Raw genomic sequence first — 14,015 nt, forward strand, 5'->3', positions numbered from 1 at the left:
TCCGGCGGCTTCGGCATATCTTTCCCATTCCGGTTTGGAATAGCCATATAAAAAAGTATTCTTTGTGTTTGCCGCAATTTCACTTAGAATGCCGCACTTGCACACTTTTTACAGGAGAGGATGATGTTGGAAAAATTCGTACTCGGCGGCATTGCCGCATTGGTTTTGGCGGCCTGCGGCGGTTCGGAAGGCGGCAGCGGGGCATCTTCCGCGCCTGCACAATCGGCAGTTTCCGGTTCTTTAATCGAACGCATCAACAATAAAGGTACGGTTACCGTCGGTACGGAAGGCACTTACGCACCGTTTACCTACCACGACAAAGACGGCAAACTGACCGGCTACGATGTTGAAGTAACTCGCGCCGTGGCGGAAAAACTGGGCGTAAAAGTCGAGTTTAAAGAAACGCAATGGGATTCGATGATGGCGGGTTTGAAGGCGGGGCGTTTCGACGTGGTGGCAAACCAAGTCGGCCTGACCAGCCCTGAGCGTCAAGCGACATTCGACAAATCCGAGCCTTACAGCTGGAGCGGTGCGGTTTTGGTTGCCCGTAAAGACAGCAACATCAAATCCATAGCCGACATCAAAGGCGTGAAAACCGCACAATCCCTGACCAGCAACTACGGCGAAAAAGCCAAAGCTGCAGGCGCAGATTTGGTGGCTGTTGATGGTTTGGCGCAATCGCTGACCCTGATTGAACAAAAACGTGCCGATGCAACCCTGAACGACGAATTGGCAGTATTGGATTACCTGAAGAAAAACCCGAATGCGGGCGTGAAAATCGTTTGGTCCGCGCCTGCCGATGAAAAAGTCGGTTCCGGCCTGATTGTCAACAAGGGCAATGACGAAGCCGTAGCGAAATTCAGCACGGCAATCAACGAGCTGAAAGCCGACGGCACGTTGAAAAAACTGGGCGAACAATTCTTCGGAAAAGACATCAGTGTTCAATAATTTCCTTGCTTCACTGCCGTTTATGACGGAAACACGCGCCGATATGATTGTCAGCGCGTTTTTGCCTATGGTCAAGGCCGGTTTTATAGTCTCGCTGCCGCTGGCGGTGGCGTCGTTCCTGATCGGGATGGTGATTGCCATCGCCGTGGCTTTGGTGCGGATTATGCCTTCGGGCGGTATCGTGCGGAAAATCCTGCTGAAGCTGGTGGAAACTTATATTTCCATCATCAGGGGAACGCCGCTGTTGGTGCAGCTTGTGATTGTGTTTTACGGGCTGCCGTCCGTCGGTATTTTCATTGATCCGATTCCCGCCGCCATCATCGGCTTCTCGCTCAATGTTGGCGCATATGCTTCCGAAACCATACGCGCGGCAATTTTGTCCGTACCTAAAGGCCAATGGGAAGCAGGTTTCTCCATCGGCATGACCTATATGCAGACTTTCCGCCGCATTGTCGCGCCACAGGCATTCCGCGTTGCCGTGCCGCCTTTGAGCAACGAGTTTATCGGCTTGTTCAAAAATACCTCGCTTGCCGCAGTGGTAACGGTAACGGAGCTTTTCCGTGTCGCCCAGGAGACAGCAAACCGTACTTATGACTTTTTGCCCGTTTATATCGAAGCCGCGTTGGTTTACTGGTGTTTCTGCAAAGTGCTATTCCTGATTCAGGCGCGTTTGGAAAAACGTTTCGACCGCTATGTCGCCAAATAAGGAGTTGTCATGATTAAAATCCGCAATATCCATAAGACCTTCGGCGAAAACACCATTTTGCGCGGCATCGATTTGGATGTGGGTAAAGGGCAGGTGGTCGTCATCCTCGGGCCTTCAGGCTCGGGCAAAACGACGTTTCTGCGCTGTTTAAACGCTTTGGAAATGCCTGAAGACGGACAAATCGAGTTTGACAATGAGCAGCCGTTAAGCATCGATTTTGCCAAAAAACCAAGCAAACACGATATTTTGGCACTGCGCCGCAAGTCCGGCATGGTGTTCCAACAATACAACCTCTTTCCGCACAAAACTGCGTTGGAAAACGTGATGGAAGGGCCGGTTGCCGTACAAGGCAAGCCTGCCGCCCAAGCGCGCGAAGAAGCTTTGAAATTGCTGGAAAAAGTTGGATTAGGCGACAAGGTTGACCTTTATCCCTATCAGCTTTCCGGCGGTCAGCAACAGCGCGTCGGTATTGCCCGCGCATTGGCGATTCAGCCCGAGCTGATGCTGTTTGACGAACCGACTTCCGCGCTGGATCCGGAATTGGTGCAAGACGTGTTGAACGCCATGAAGGAATTGGCTCGGGAAGGTTGGACGATGGTCGTCGTGACCCACGAAATCAAGTTCGCGCTGGAAGTTGCCACGACCGTCGTCGTCATGGACGGCGGCGTTATCGTAGAGCAGGGCAGCCCGAAAGAGTTGTTCGACCACCCCAAACACGAACGGACGCGGAGATTTTTAAGCCAAATCCAATCTGCCAAGATTTGATTAACCATTTGTGAAAAATGCCGTCTGAAACTTTCAGACGGCATTTTTTCTATTTTTACAGAGGCCAGATTAGATTCGGATTGCTTTCAATGACTGCTTTGAATTGGTTTTGAATACGCTCAATCGCTTCTTGCGTATCCGCTTCAAAACGCAACACCAGAATCGGCGTGGTATTGGAAGCACGCATCAGGCCGAAGCCGTCAGGGAATTCAACGCGCAAGCCGTCGATGGTGATGATTTCGGTCGCACCTTCAAACTTGGCATTGGCAGCCAGCTCTTCAATCACTTTGTGGCCGTTGCTGCCTTCCGGCAGGTCGATGTTAAGTTCCGGAGTGGAAATGCTTTGCGGCAGGCTGTTCAACACTTCGGACGGATTGTCGAAGGCAGACAGAATTTCCAAGAGGCGTGCACCGGCATACATGCCGTCGTCGAAGCCGAACCAGCGTTCTTTGAAGAAGACGTGTCCGCTCATTTCACCGGCAACCAGCGCGCCGGTTTTTTTCATGGCGGATTTGATAAAGCTGTGGCCGGTTTTTTCCATCACAGGTTCGCCGCCGTGTTCTTTAATCCAAGGGGCAAGCAGACGGGTGGATTTGACGTCGAAAATCACTTTGGCTTTAGGATTGCGGTTCAACACGTCTTGCGCGAAAAGCATTAATTGGCGGTCCGGATAGATGATGTTGCCGTCTTTGGTGACCACGCCCAAGCGGTCGGCATCGCCGTCAAACGCCAAGCCGATTTCGGCATCGCCGTTTTTCAGCGCGGCAATCAAATCTTGCAGGTTTTTGGGTTTGGATGGGTCGGGATGGTGGTTGGGGAAATTGCCGTCCACTTCGCAGAAAAGTTCGGTAACTTCATTGCCCAAACCTTTATAGAGTTTGCCTGCAAATGCGCCGCCGACACCGTTGCCTGCGTCGATGGCGATTTTCATGGGGCGTTTGAGTTTGATGTGGCCGACGATGTGGTTGTGGTATTCGTCGGAGATGTCTTTTTCGGTTACGTTGCCTTGTTTGTCGGCGGCAACAAAACCGTCTTTTTCAATGATGGACAAAAGTTCTTGGATGGCTTCGCCGGCAAGCGTGTCGCCGCCGAGCATCATTTTGAAACCGTTGTAATCAGGCGGATTGTGGCTGCCGGTAATCATCACGCCGCTGCCGCCGCATACGTTGATGGCTGCGAAGTAGAGCATAGGAGTGGCAACCATACCGACATTGAGGACATCGATGCCGCTGTCGGTCAGACCGCGTTGGATGTGTGTCATCAGTTCGGGGCCGCTCAAACGGCCGTCGCGTCCGAGTGCGATGCGGGTGATGTCTTTTTCGGCGGCTCTGGTGGCGATGGCTTTGCCGATAAGGTAGGCGGCTTCGTTGGTCAGGGTTTTGCCGACAATGCCTCGGATGTCGTAGGCTTTGAAGATGTCGCGGGCAATATTTGCCATAGGGGTTCCCTCGTTTCGGTTTCAGGAAAGACGGGCTATTTTAGCATAGCGCGATGCCGTCTGAAGGCTGTCGGGCGGTGTTGCCCGCCGTACCTTATCCGTGCCGTCTGAAACAAAAAAAGCAGCCTTTTATGCAGGCTGCTTCCGGATTATCGGTTTATACGGCTTCGGCTTTGATAATAATGACAGGTTCGGTCGGAACATCATCATGGTAGCCGTGGCGTTTGGTGGATACGCCTTCGATGGTATCGACAACGTCAAAACCGTCAACGACTTTGCCGAATACGGCATAACCCCAGTCTTGGACAACGGTTTTGCCGTACATTTCTTTGGAGCGGTGGTTGAGGAAGGCATTGTCGGCAGTGTTGATGAAGAATTGCGCACTGGCGGAATGGGGGTCGGAAGTGCGTGCCATGGCGATGGTGTATTTATCGTTGGGCAGGCCGTTGGACGCTTCGTTTTGAATCGGATCGCGCGTTTCTTTTTCGTTCATGTTTTCATCCATGCCGCCGCCTTGAATCATGAAGCCTTTGATGACGCGGTGGAAGATTACGCCGTCGTAGAAGCCGTCTTTGACGTATTGCTCGAAGTTTGCGGAAGTAACGGGGGCTTTGTCGAAATCGAGTTCGATTTTGATGTCGCCTTTGTTGGTGTGCAGGATAATCATATATTTCCTTTCGTTGAAAATCACAGGCAAAATTGGGAGACTTGCGGAAAATCCAATGCCGTCTGAACGGATTATGTCAGACGGCATCGTTTTAGGGAACCGGATTTACATCAGGAAGAAGTATGCCCACAGCGAAACCAGCGCGATACAGAGGATGTTCAGCAGTATGCCGACATTCATCATTTCGCGTTGCCTGATTAAGCCAGTGCCGAACACAATCGCGTTAGGCGGTGTGGCAACCGGCAGCATAAACGCGCAAGATGCGCCGACACCGATGACGAATACCAAGACTTGTTCGGGCAGCCCCATTTGCGCGGCGATACTGGCGAAAATGGGTACAAGCAAGGCGGCAGAAGCCGTGTTACTGGTAAACTCGGTCAGGAAGATGATAAAGGCGGCAACCACGAAAATCACCAGCAATGCAGGAGAATGGGAGAACGTGGAAGCAACTTGCTGACCCAGTGCTTCAGATGCGCCGGAAGATTGCAGCAGCGCACTCAGGCTGATACCGCCGCCGAAGAGCATCAATACGCCCCAGTCGGTGTTGCGGGCGACTTCCTTCCATTGCGCCACGCCGAAGACAACGACAGCAACGGCGGCAATCAGGGCGATAACGGTATCGGGGTTGGAAATACCGAATGCGGCTTTGATTTTGGCACTGAATACCCAAGAGACGGCGGCGGCAAGGAAAATCAACAGTGCGATGACGCGGTGCAGCGTCCACGGAATCGATTCGGCTTTAACTTCCACGCGCTCGTTCAAATTAGGTTTGAGGATGACGTACAGGGAGAACAGCATCAGCGGCAGAATCAGCAGCATCATGGGCAGACCGAGTTTCATCCAGCTGACGAAATCGAGATTCAGGGCTTTGGCGGCAATCATGTTCGGCGGCGAACCGACGACTGTTCCCAAGCCGCCGATACTGGCGCAATAGGCAATGCCGAGCAAAACGAAGACATAGGTTTTGCGTTCTTTTTCCTGGTCGAGGTGGCTCATCATACCCATTGCCAAAGGCAGCATCATCGCGGCGGTGGCGGTGTTGCTGATCCACATGGACAGAAAGGCGGTAACGAGGAACAACATCAAAACCGCCGCTTTCATATTGCCGCGCGACAGGCGCAGCAGGCTGACGGCGATTTTGCGGTCGAGACGCTGCATATGCAGGGCGGTGGCGAGTGCGAAACCGCCGAAGAAGATGTAAATCGTCGGGTCGGCGAAACCTGCCATTGCCTTTTTGATGTCCATGTCGGGGAAACCGAGTACGACGGCGAGAATCGGCACCATCAGTGCGGTTACGGTAATGTGGACGGCTTCGGTGAACCAAAGTGCGGCAACGAAAATCAGCAGCGCGATGCCTTTGTTGGCATCGGGGGTATAGGGCAGGATGTGGTAAATGCCGAAACAGGCGACGGCGGAAATAATGGTGGTCAGCAGGCCCTTAAAGTCGGTAATCGGCTTCTGCGCACTGAGCAGCTCGACGTTTTCGGGATGCTGGGTTTTGTCCTTTGCATGCAGGTTCATGAATGCTCCTTCCTTTAAGGCAACAAAATCGGTTTTTCTTTTGTGTCGTGCAATTCGAAACGGTTTGCGGAACCGCCGGTTCTGCAACTGGTTCGAGTATATTTGTAATCAGATGTAGTGTAAATATATTGTAAACGATTTGTCGGTTTTGTTTATGAGATGGGATTGATATGTAAGGAGAAAAACAGGATGCATCAGGGGGGATTCATCCTGTTTGGGAGAAATAAACCGATTCAGTCCAGGCGGCAGGCGGCGCGGGCGGCAAAGAGTGCGAGAACCGTACCCGCCATATCGGCAAGGACATCGCCCAAACTGCCGGTTCTCGTTGCGGTAAACCATGCCTGCGCGCATTCGCTGCCGACGGCAAAACAGAAGGCGAACGCAATCAGGCTGCGGTAGGGGATGGGGCGGCTTTCGGTTCTGAATGCTTTGGTCAGAAGCCAGATTTGTGCGAAAAACAGGGCGAGGTGTGCGGCTTTGTCGAAATGCGGAAACGGCGGCGGCGCGGTTTCGGCGGGTCTGAGCAGCGCATAGATGCCGCCGGCAAACCACAATGCGGAAAGCAGGGTAAAGCGGTTGCGCGGCAGCTTCATGCTGCCTCCTCGTCCAGCCACATTTGGCAGATTTCGGACAGGCGCAGGAATTTGCCGCCGCGTGCGGCAAGTATGTCGCGCCATTGTGCCACTTCTTCGGCGGACGGTGCGTCGTCGATGCTGCATTCGTACAGCAGGAAATCGAGGGTTTCTTCGATGACGGGGACGGATTCGGTTTGGATAAGCTGCTTGAGTTCTGTCATGACTGTTCGGATATGGAAATCGGGAAAATGCCGTCTGAAAGGGCTTCAGACGGCATCGGGTCATTTGCTGTGCAGGAAACGTGTTGCTTCTTCCCATTTGCCGGAAATGATGTCGGGCATAGCCTGCAGGGATTTGGCGATGGCATCGTCAATCTGTTGGCGGTGTTCCGCACTGGGTTTGTTCAGGACATAGCCGACGACGAGGTTGCGGTCGCCCGGGTGGTCGATACCGAGGCGCAGGCGGTAATAGTCGGCCGTGCCGAGCCGTGCCTGAATGTCTTTCAACCCATTGTGTCCGCCGTTTCCGCCGCCGAGTTTGAACTTAATCCTGCCGCAAGGAATGTCGAGTTCGTCGTGGACGACGAGGATTTCTTCGGGTTTGATTTTATAAAACTGCGCAAGGGCGGCAACTGCCTGTCCGGAACGGTTCATGAACGTGGTCGGCTTGAGCAGCCAGATATCGCCGTCGGGCAGGGCGGCGCGGGCAACTTCGCCGAAGAATTTTTTTTCTTCTTTAAACGAAGCCTTCCACTTCCAAGCCAGTTCGTCGAGGAACCAAAAGCCCGCATTGTGCCGGGTTTGCTCGTATTCTTTGCCGGGGTTGCCCAATCCGACAACCATTTTGATTGTGTTTGACATGATATTTTCCGTGTTTCTGCCGAATGCCGTCTGAAGGCTTCAGACGGCATGGTTATTCTTCCTGATTTTGAACGCGTTTGCGGCGCGCTTCTTTGGGGTCGATCAACAGCGGGCGGTACACTTCGATGCGGTCGCCGTCGCGCAGCGGCGTATCGTCTTTGACGGCTTTGCCGAAAATGCCCAAAGGCGCGGAATGCAGGTTTAAATCTTCAAATATGCCGTCCAAACCGCTTTGCAGTGCGGCGGCGCGGACGGTTGTTCCCTCGGCAAGCTGCATGGTTTTCAAAACCTGTCGGTCGGGCAGACCGTACACAATCTCAATTTCAAGCATAACGGCGGTCTGCCTCTTTGACGAACGCTTCGACTAATGTGGAGGAAAGGTGGCTGAAGACGGGGGAAATTAAGGCGGATAAGACGGCATTGGAAAAATCGTATTCAAGGTTGAATTCGATTTTGCACATATCGTCGCCCAAATCGATAAATTTCCACGTTCCGCGTAAGGTTTTGAACGGGCCTTCGAGCAGTTCCATACGGATTTCCCTGCCGGGGATGTTGCGGTTGTGCGTGGCAAACGATTGGCGAACGTGCATATAGTCCATAAACAGCCGCGCCTTCAGTTCGTTGCCGCTACGCCCGATGACCTCGGTTTTGCTATACCACGGTAGAAAGTTCGGGTAATCCTCAACCTTGTCGACCAGCTCGAACATTTTGTCCGCGCCGTGCAGCACCAAGATGTTTTTTTCAACTTTTTTCACAGGCATCACCAATGCGGGCTGTATTTGAAGGGCGGTATTATAGCGGTTTAATTTTAAACCGGTACAGCCTTGCCTCGTCTGATTTCAATTTAAACCGCCATATCGTAGATTCGCAAAAACCGATACGGCTTTGGCGTTTCAGACGGCATTGAGCGGAAAATGCCGTCTGAAACGGAATGGGAAAACGGCAGCTTGCGGGCTGCCGTTTGTTCGGGGAGTTAAGCCTTGTTTTCGGGCTGCTGCTCGGACTCTGTCGAAGCGGTATCTGCCGGAGCAGGTGCTCCGGTTTCTTCCCGAGCCGGAGCGTGCGGCGCGTTATCTTCCGTCGCGTCCGCATTCTCGCGCAGGTTGTGGCTGTAATCCTTGGGCGGGCTGGGTTGTTTGCCCGCCATAATTTCCAATACCTGATCGCGGTCGATGGTTTCCCATTCCATCAGGGCTTTGCACATGGTTTCCATCTTGTCGCGGTTTTCATCCAGGATTTTGTAGGCAACCTGATACTGCTCGTCCAAAATCCGGCGGATTTCCGCATCGATGTCCTGCTGGGTTTTCTCGGAAATGTTTTGAGAACGGGTTACGCTGCGTCCCAAGAAGACTTCGCCTTCGTTTTCCGCATAGACCATCACGCCCATTTTGTCGCTCATGCCGTAGCGCGTTACCATTTCGCGGGCCATTTGGGTGGCGCGTTCGAAATCGTTGGATGCGCCGGTGGAGATGCGTCCGACAAAGATGTCTTCGGCAATGCGTCCGCCGAACAGGATGGAGAGCTGGCTCAACAACTGATCTTTATACATACTGATGCGGTCGCGCTCCGGAAGCTGCCAAGTCAGACCCAGCGCACGTCCGCGCGGCATAATGGTTACTTTGTGGACGGGGTCGGTAAAGGGCAGGCTTTCGGCAACAATCGCGTGTCCGGACTCATGATACGCCGTCGCACGTTTTTCGTCTTCGTGCATCACCATACTGCGGCGTTCCGGACCCATATAGATTTTGTCTTTTGCGTCTTCAAAATCGCTCTGATCGACTTTGACTTTGTTGCGGCGGCCGGCAAACAGGGCGGCTTCGTTAACCAGGTTTGCCAAATCCGCACCGGAAAAACCGGGTGTGCCGCGTGCCAGGGACATCAAATCTACGGATTCGTCCAGAGGCACTTTTTGGGCATGGACTTTCAAAATTTGTTCGCGCCCCCGGATGTCCGGCAGGGGGACGACCACTTGGCGGTCGAAGCGGCCGGGCCGCTGCAATGCCGGATCGAGTACGTCGGGACGGTTGGTTGCCGCAATGACGATGACGGTTTGGTTGCTTTCGAAGCCGTCCATCTCTACAAGCAGTTGGTTCAGGGTTTGTTCGCGCTCGTCGTTGCCTCCGCCCAAACCTGCACCGCGTTGGCGGCCTACCGCGTCAATTTCGTCGATAAAGATGATGCAGGGCGCATTTTTCTTTGCCTGTTCGAACATGTCGCGGACGCGGCTCGCACCGACACCGACGAACATTTCGACAAAGTCAGAACCTGAAATGCTGAAGAACGGCACGCCGGCTTCACCTGCAATCGCTTTTGCCAGCAGGGTTTTACCCGTACCCGGGCTGCCTGCCAACAAGATGCCGCGGGGGACGCGACCGCCGAGGCTTTGATAGCGGTTCGGTGCTTTCAGGTAATCGACGATTTCCTGCACTTCTTCTTTGGCTTCGTCGCAGCCGGCGACATCGGCAAAGGTCACTTTGTTGGCATCTTTGTCCAGCAGGCGGGCGCGGCTTTTACCGAATGAGAATGCGCCGCCTTTGCCGCCGCCGCCCGTCTGCATACGCATAAAGTAGAACCATGCGCCAATCAGCAGAAGGACGGGCAGCAGGCTGTAAAACAGGGCAGCCAGCGCGCTCGGTTTTTCTTCCGGCGTTACTTTTACGCGGACGTTTTTGTCGAGCAGTGTTTTAATTAGGTTGTCGTCCAAAGGCGCGTTGGTAAAGAAGGTGCTTTTGTCGGTGCGCTCGCCCTTAATCAGGTAGCCGCTGACGACAGAACCTTCGATATTGACGCCGGATACTTCGCCGTTGTTGACCTGTTGGATGAACTGAGAATATTCGATTTGTCCGTTGTCTTCTTTTTTGCCGTCTAATGCGTTGAATGCCGCCATCAGACCGATACCTAAGGCGACCCAGACAAGGATTGATTTAAAGGTGTTCCCCACTTAGCAAGGCTCCATGATGTAAGGTAAAAAACGGAAATGATTGTAAAACACGCCGTCTGTATTGTCAGCGTTTATTTTTGCCCAATAAATAAATCTCACTGGAGCGATTGCGCGAGGCTTCGGGTTTGCGCGTCTGCACTGTGCCGAAAATTTCGCGCATGGCTGCCATGTATTCCTGATAGCCTGCTCCCTGAAAGACTTTGACCAGAAAGCTGCCTCCGGTTTTCAGGTGTTGCGAGGCGAAGTCCAAAGCCAGTTCGCACAGATAAAAGCTGCGTGCCTGGTCGGTTACGGCATTGCCCGACATATTGGGCGCCATATCGCAGATTACAAGGTCGAGCGGGCGGTTGTCCAACAAGGTTTCGAATTGTGCCAGTACGTCGTTCTCGCGGAAGTCGCCCTGAATGAAGGACACGCCCCCTATGGCTTCCATAGGCAGGATGTCCAAGGCGAAAACTGCTCCGGAAGTACCCGTCAGCTTGGCGGCAACCTGCGACCAGCTTCCCGGTGCGCTGCCCAAGTCGGCAAGTACCGTGCCGGGTTTGATCAGCTTGTCTTTTTCGTTGATTTCCAAAAGTTTGTATGCGGCACGGGCGCGGTAGCCGTCTTTTTGCGCCATATGGACGTAATGATCGTTGACGTGTTCGTGCAGCCACGCTTTTGAGGATTTGGAACGTACAGCCATAGTGGTTCGCGGGTCGGAATGAAACCGCGTATTGTACGTTAATTTTGCCGTTGCCGTGCCAAATCGCGTACAATGCCGCATTATTCTTTTTATTCAAGCAGTAGGAAAATGACGGATAGCAAATTGAACACCAAAGAAATTTTGGAACTGAAAGCGCGCGCGCACCATCTCCATCCTGTTGTGATGGTCGGTCAGCAGGGTTTGACGGACGCGGTCATCAAGGAAACCGATGCGGCACTGACGGCGCATGAGCTGATTAAAGTGCGCGTATTCGGCGACGACCGTGCCGAACGTATCGAAATCTGCAATGCCTTGTGTGAGGCGGTTGACGCGCAACCGGTTCAGCATATCGGGAAACTTTTGGTATTGTGGCGTAAGAATATTGAAGCCTGATTTTGGAAGGGGTTTGTTCTTTAACGGGCGGGACGCTGTCCTTCGGCGTGGCATTTCGGTGTGCCGAAACCCTTTCCGGTGAAAACGGATTTTGATTACCGCCCGATGCCGTCTGCAAGTTGCGGCGGCTTCTGTATGATTTGAATTGTTGACAGGATGATTGGAGGAATTATGCAGTTTCCTTACCGCAATGTTCCGGCTTCGCGTATGCGCCGTATGCGCAGGGACGATTTTTCACGCCGCCTGATGCGCGAGCATACGCTGACTGCCGATGATTTGATTTATCCGGTGTTCGTATTGGAGGGGGCGGCTCGTGAGGGGGATGTGCCTTCTATGCCGGGTGTGAAGCGTCAAAGTTTGGACAGGTTGCTGTTTACGGCGGAGGAAGCGTCAAATTTGGGAATACCCATGCTGGCACTGTTCCCTGTCGTTACGGCAAATAAGACAGAATGTGCGCAGGAGGCGTACAATCCCGAAGGACTCGTGCCGGCAGCCGTCCGCGCCCTGCGCGAGAGGTTTCCCGAACTGGGCATTATGACGGATGTCGCACTCGATCCTTATACGGTTCACGGTCAGGACGGGCTGACGGACGAAAACGGTTACGTGATGAACGATGAAACCGTAGAGGTTTTGGTCAAGCAGGCTTTGTGCCACGCTGAAGCGGGCGCGCAGGTCGTTGCTCCTTCCGATATGATGGATGGGCGTATCGGTGCCATCCGCGAGGCTTTGGAGGATGCCGAGCATATCCATACGAGGATTATGGCATATTCTGCCAAATATGCTTCTGCATTCTACGGCCCTTTCCGTGATGCGGTAGGTAGTTCGGGCAATTTAGGCAAGGCAGATAAAAAGACCTATCAGATGGATCCCGCAAACACCGATGAGGCGCTGCATGAAGTGGCGCTCGATATTCAGGAAGGTGCGGATATGGTGATGGTGAAGCCCGGTTTGCCGTATTTGGACGTTGTCCGTCGTGTGAAGGACGAGTTCGGCGTACCGACTTATGCCTATCAGGTTTCGGGAGAATACGCGATGTTGCAGGCAGCGATTGCCAACGGCTGGCTGGACGGCGGCAAAGTGGTTTTGGAAAGCTTGCTGGCATTTAAACGTGCGGGTGCGGATGGGATTTTGACCTATTACGCTATTGAGGCGGCAAAGATGCTGAAGCGTTGATTTTCGGCCGGGTTAATTGAAATGCCGTCTGAAACCATGGTTTCAGACGGCATTTTGCGTAGATTATACAGTCGTATCCAGTGCGGCGGAAATATCGTTCCAAATATCATCTACGTCTTCAATGCCGATGGAGAAGCGCAGGAGTCCGACCCTGATGCCCATTTCCATTTTCACATTATGCGGCACGCCGCTGTGGGACTGGGAATAGCAATGGTTGACCAAACTTTCCACGCCGCCGAGGCTGGAAGCCATTTTGACCAGTTTCATGTTTTTAATCACATTATTGGCCGCTTCACGTGTGTCGTTTTTGAGATAAACCGTAACCACGCCGCCGATGCCTTTAGGCATTTGTGCTTGGGCAAGTTCATAATGTTCGTGAGACGGCAGGCCGGGATAGAACACTTTTTCAATGGCAGGATGGACTTCCAAACGGCGTGCGATTTCGAGTGCGTTTTGGCAATGGGCGTTCATGCGCAGAGCCAGTGTTTTGATACCGCGCAACACCAGCCAGCAGTCCATCGGGCCTGCAATCGCACCGGTATGCACCATCATATCGTGCAAAGGCTGCGCCAGTTCTTTGGTTTTGGCAACGACGATGCCCATCAACACGTCGGAATGGCCGCACAAATATTTGGTAGCGGAATGGAATACAAAATCGCAACCCATATCCAACGGCTGTTGCAGATACGGCGTGGCAAAGGTGTTGTCGATGCCGACCAGCGCACCGGCTGCTTTGGCTTTCGCTGAAAGGGCTTTGATGTCTACCAAGCGCAAAAGCGGATTGGACGGCGTTTCCAGCCAAACCAGTTTGACATTGTGCGCTTTGAGCAGTTCGTCCAAATTATCCGGATTGCCCAAATCGGCAAAAACAACGTTCACCCCCCATTTTTGATAAACATCGACCAATAAATCATAAGCGCCGCCGTAAATATCGGCGACGGCGACAATGGTATCGCCCGGGCGCAGGAAAGTACGCCACACGGCATCAATCCCCGCCATACCGCTGGAAAACGCAAAGCCGGCCGCACCGTGTTCCAAATCGGCAACGGTATCTTCCAAGACCTGACGGGTCGGGTTGCTCAGGCGCGAATAGCGGTAAGGCACATTTTCGCCAATCTCGTGCAACGCAAACATACTGTTTTGATAAATTGGCGGCATCAGCGCGCGGTTGTGTTCGTCGCAATCGTAGCCGGAATGGATGGCGCGGGTCGGGAATTTCATCTGTTTCTGCCTTGTAAGATATGAATAAGTCGGGATTTTATCACTATCCCGAAAATAGAAACAATCAATGCAGCCGCCAAAAGCAAGTGATATAATCTCGCATTTGCGGGCAGGCGGCCGAC

Annotated in this window: 16 protein-coding genes; 5 read left to right on the forward strand and 11 right to left on the reverse strand. The window is 53.1% G+C overall.

What is annotated here, in order from left to right; genetic code table 11:
- The first annotated feature begins 120 nt into the window (after window positions 1-120).
- From Q9I99_RS00130 to Q9I99_RS00140, 3 genes are read left to right on the forward strand one after another with little or no spacing between them, the layout of a single operon-like run.
- Window positions 121-948 carry an amino acid ABC transporter substrate-binding protein gene (locus tag Q9I99_RS00130; protein WP_301667903.1) on the forward strand — a complete coding sequence of 276 codons (828 nt, stop codon included), beginning with the start codon at window positions 121-123 and terminating at the stop codon, window positions 946-948.
- Complete coding sequence (locus Q9I99_RS00135; RefSeq protein WP_301667902.1) at window positions 938-1,654, forward strand: amino acid ABC transporter permease; 717 nt, start codon at window positions 938-940, stop codon at window positions 1,652-1,654. Before Q9I99_RS00130 ends, Q9I99_RS00135 begins: the two co-directional genes overlap by 11 nt.
- A 9-nt stretch (window positions 1,655-1,663) precedes the next feature.
- Window positions 1,664-2,419, forward strand: coding sequence for an amino acid ABC transporter ATP-binding protein (locus Q9I99_RS00140; RefSeq protein ID WP_301667901.1), 756 nt, complete (start codon window positions 1,664-1,666; stop codon window positions 2,417-2,419).
- Window positions 2,420-2,474: 55 nt separating this feature from the next.
- Here the strand turns inward: Q9I99_RS00140 and Q9I99_RS00145 are convergent, their stop codons facing one another.
- The 10 genes from Q9I99_RS00145 to Q9I99_RS00190 all read right to left on the reverse strand — a co-directional run bounded on the left by Q9I99_RS00145 (window position 2,475) and on the right by Q9I99_RS00190 (window position 11,106).
- Window positions 2,475-3,857, reverse strand: coding sequence for a phosphomannomutase/phosphoglucomutase (locus tag Q9I99_RS00145; RefSeq protein WP_301667900.1), 1,383 nt, complete (start codon window positions 3,855-3,857; stop codon window positions 2,475-2,477).
- 157 nt (window positions 3,858-4,014) lie between these two features.
- Window positions 4,015-4,524, reverse strand: a complete 510-nt coding sequence (locus Q9I99_RS00150; RefSeq protein ID WP_301667899.1) for a peptidylprolyl isomerase — start codon at window positions 4,522-4,524, stop codon at window positions 4,015-4,017.
- 105 nt (window positions 4,525-4,629) lie between these two features.
- Window positions 4,630-6,045, reverse strand: a complete 1,416-nt coding sequence (locus Q9I99_RS00155; RefSeq protein WP_301667898.1) for an SLC13 family permease — start codon at window positions 6,043-6,045, stop codon at window positions 4,630-4,632.
- 233 nt (window positions 6,046-6,278) lie between these two features.
- Complete coding sequence (locus Q9I99_RS00160; RefSeq protein WP_301667897.1) at window positions 6,279-6,638, reverse strand: VanZ family protein; 360 nt, start codon at window positions 6,636-6,638, stop codon at window positions 6,279-6,281.
- Window positions 6,635-6,841 carry a dioxygenase gene (locus tag Q9I99_RS00165; protein ID WP_301667896.1) on the reverse strand — a complete coding sequence of 69 codons (207 nt, stop codon included), beginning with the start codon at window positions 6,839-6,841 and terminating at the stop codon, window positions 6,635-6,637. Before Q9I99_RS00165 ends, Q9I99_RS00160 begins: the two co-directional genes overlap by 4 nt.
- 60 nt (window positions 6,842-6,901) lie before the next feature.
- On the reverse strand, window positions 6,902-7,480 hold the full coding sequence (gene pth / locus Q9I99_RS00170; protein ID WP_301667895.1) for an aminoacyl-tRNA hydrolase: 579 nt from the start codon (window positions 7,478-7,480) through the stop codon (window positions 6,902-6,904).
- Window positions 7,481-7,532: 52 nt separating this feature from the next.
- On the reverse strand, window positions 7,533-7,811 hold the full coding sequence (locus Q9I99_RS00175; RefSeq protein ID WP_002217575.1) for an RnfH family protein: 279 nt from the start codon (window positions 7,809-7,811) through the stop codon (window positions 7,533-7,535).
- Window positions 7,804-8,235, reverse strand: a complete 432-nt coding sequence (locus Q9I99_RS00180; RefSeq protein ID WP_301667959.1) for a type II toxin-antitoxin system RatA family toxin — start codon at window positions 8,233-8,235, stop codon at window positions 7,804-7,806. The genes Q9I99_RS00175 and Q9I99_RS00180 overlap by 8 nt, the downstream gene beginning before the upstream one ends.
- A gap of 218 nt (window positions 8,236-8,453) precedes the next feature.
- Complete coding sequence (gene ftsH / locus Q9I99_RS00185) at window positions 8,454-10,421, reverse strand: ATP-dependent zinc metalloprotease FtsH (protein ID WP_301667892.1); 1,968 nt, start codon at window positions 10,419-10,421, stop codon at window positions 8,454-8,456.
- Window positions 10,422-10,485: 64 nt separating this feature from the next.
- Window positions 10,486-11,106, reverse strand: coding sequence for an RlmE family RNA methyltransferase (locus Q9I99_RS00190; protein WP_301667891.1), 621 nt, complete (start codon window positions 11,104-11,106; stop codon window positions 10,486-10,488).
- 108 nt (window positions 11,107-11,214) lie between these two features.
- Here Q9I99_RS00190 and yhbY point away from each other — a divergent pair, with 108 nt between their 5' ends.
- Both yhbY and hemB read left to right on the forward strand, forming a co-directional pair.
- A complete protein-coding gene (gene yhbY, locus Q9I99_RS00195; protein WP_118791821.1) occupies window positions 11,215-11,499 on the forward strand; it encodes a ribosome assembly RNA-binding protein YhbY in 285 nt (94 codons plus the stop codon).
- A gap of 171 nt (window positions 11,500-11,670) precedes the next feature.
- Window positions 11,671-12,672: a porphobilinogen synthase gene (gene hemB, locus Q9I99_RS00200; RefSeq protein WP_301667890.1), complete on the forward strand. Its 1,002-nt coding sequence runs from the start codon at window positions 11,671-11,673 to the stop codon at window positions 12,670-12,672.
- A gap of 63 nt (window positions 12,673-12,735) precedes the next feature.
- Here hemB and Q9I99_RS00205 read toward each other — a convergent pair whose 3' ends face one another.
- A complete protein-coding gene (locus Q9I99_RS00205; protein ID WP_301667888.1) occupies window positions 12,736-13,893 on the reverse strand; it encodes a trans-sulfuration enzyme family protein in 1,158 nt (385 codons plus the stop codon).
- Window positions 13,894-14,015: the final 122 nt, after the last annotated feature.

It is taken from the genome of Neisseria basseii (genome assembly GCF_962707005.1).
Classification (GTDB): domain Bacteria; phylum Pseudomonadota; class Gammaproteobacteria; order Burkholderiales; family Neisseriaceae; genus Neisseria; species Neisseria bergeri.

Bases quoted from the DNA above. Each gene is read 5' to 3' on its own strand.
- Q9I99_RS00145 (WP_301667900.1), bottom strand. From the start codon at position 3,857: ATGGCAAATATTGCCCGCGACATCTTCAAAGCCTACGACATCCGAGGC.
- Q9I99_RS00165 (WP_301667896.1), bottom strand. From the start codon at position 6,841: ATGACAGAACTCAAGCAGCTTATCCAAACCGAATCCGTCCCCGTCATC.
- Q9I99_RS00190 (WP_301667891.1), bottom strand. From the start codon at position 11,106: ATGGCTGTACGTTCCAAATCCTCAAAAGCGTGGCTGCACGAACACGTC.
- Q9I99_RS00155 (WP_301667898.1), bottom strand. From the start codon at position 6,045: ATGAACCTGCATGCAAAGGACAAAACCCAGCATCCCGAAAACGTCGAG.
- Q9I99_RS00175 (WP_002217575.1), bottom strand. From the start codon at position 7,811: ATGCTTGAAATTGAGATTGTGTACGGTCTGCCCGACCGACAGGTTTTG.
- Q9I99_RS00130 (WP_301667903.1), top strand. From the start codon at position 121: ATGATGTTGGAAAAATTCGTACTCGGCGGCATTGCCGCATTGGTTTTG.
- Q9I99_RS00140 (WP_301667901.1), top strand. From the start codon at position 1,664: ATGATTAAAATCCGCAATATCCATAAGACCTTCGGCGAAAACACCATT.
- Q9I99_RS00205 (WP_301667888.1), bottom strand. From the start codon at position 13,893: ATGAAATTCCCGACCCGCGCCATCCATTCCGGCTACGATTGCGACGAA.
- yhbY (WP_118791821.1), top strand. From the start codon at position 11,215: ATGACGGATAGCAAATTGAACACCAAAGAAATTTTGGAACTGAAAGCG.
- Q9I99_RS00150 (WP_301667899.1), bottom strand. From the start codon at position 4,524: ATGATTATCCTGCACACCAACAAAGGCGACATCAAAATCGAACTCGAT.
- pth (WP_301667895.1), bottom strand. From the start codon at position 7,480: ATGTCAAACACAATCAAAATGGTTGTCGGATTGGGCAACCCCGGCAAA.
- hemB (WP_301667890.1), top strand. From the start codon at position 11,671: ATGCAGTTTCCTTACCGCAATGTTCCGGCTTCGCGTATGCGCCGTATG.
- Q9I99_RS00160 (WP_301667897.1), bottom strand. From the start codon at position 6,638: ATGAAGCTGCCGCGCAACCGCTTTACCCTGCTTTCCGCATTGTGGTTT.